Origin of the sequence: Celeribacter marinus, from assembly GCF_965656515.1 — a bacterium.
Classification (GTDB): Bacteria; Pseudomonadota; Alphaproteobacteria; order Rhodobacterales; family Rhodobacteraceae; genus Celeribacter; species Celeribacter marinus_D.
Genome location: NZ_CBFHKW010000130.1, coordinates 1 through 1,024, shown reverse-complemented (window position 1 = coordinate 1,024; position 1,024 = coordinate 1). Strand labels below are relative to the sequence as shown.

Below are 1,024 nucleotides of genomic sequence, written 5' to 3'. Positions count from 1 at the left end.
GAAAAGCAGGACCTCGAAGAGGCGATAAAGACCCTGCGCAGCGGTATTTCCGCCCTCAACAAAGAGGGGCGTGAACGGCTTTTGACCGCCTTTGAACAGGTCAACGAAAGCTTTGGCAACCTGTTCAAACATCTGTTTGGTGGCGGCGAGGCAAAGCTGGCTTTGGTTGAAAGCGACGATCCTTTGGACGCGGGCCTAGAAATCCTGTGTCAGCCGCCTGGCAAAAAACTCTCCACCCTGTCTCTTTTGTCAGGGGGCGAACAAACCCTCACCGCACTCGCGCTGATCTTTGCTGTGTTCCTTGCCAACCCCGCGCCGATCTGTGTGCTCGACGAGGTCGACGCGCCACTGGACGATGCCAACGTGACGCGGTTTTGCGACATGCTCGACGAGATGACGCGCCAGACCGATACACGGTTTTTGATCATCACCCACCACGCCGTCACCATGGCCCGCATGGACCGCCTTTACGGTGTCACGATGCAGGAACAGGGCGTAAGCCAACTGGTCTCCGTCGACCTCAAAAAGGCCGAACAAATGGTCGCGTAGGCGGCGCGGGCGTTTACAATTTCGAGAGTAGCGCCGCCGTGGGCCATGCGTCCGCAGGCAGTCCCAAACGCGCCTGTTCCGTGCGCACAGCCGAGCGGGTGCGCGCTCCCAAAATACCGTCGATATCACCCACATCATAGCCGCGCGATTGCAGCTTGCTTTGTAGCTGCTTCATCTGGTCATCGTTCAACCCTTGGTCGGGATTGCCCGCATCAAAAACGGGCGCACCCTCTAGGCGTGTCGCGAAATACGCAGCGGTAGTGACATAGACAAAGCTTTGATTCCACTCGAAATAAACGTCAAAATTCGGGTAGGCTAAAAACGCAGGACCATTGCGCCCCATCGGCAAAACCACCGAGGCAAGCATGTCGCCTGCCCCGAGCGATCCCGCCCGCGCGGTCACGCCCATGTCCGCCCACTGATCCACCGTCAACTTGGTCTCAAGGCCTGTCTGTGACCAATCCAGATCGCGCGG

The 1,024-nt window shown here is 58.3% G+C and carries 1 protein-coding gene and 1 pseudogene; one reads left to right on the top strand and one right to left on the bottom strand.

Annotation, left to right across the window (positions count from 1 at the left end):
- Positions 1 to 549: pseudogene (locus tag ACTG34_RS13850) on the top strand (chromosome segregation protein SMC); the annotation flags it as partial.
- A gap of 13 nt (positions 550 to 562) precedes the next feature.
- Here the strand turns inward: ACTG34_RS13850 and ACTG34_RS13845 are convergent.
- A partial coding sequence (locus ACTG34_RS13845; protein WP_439105447.1) for a peptidoglycan-binding protein occupies positions 563 to 1,024 on the bottom strand: 462 nt, incomplete at its 5' end.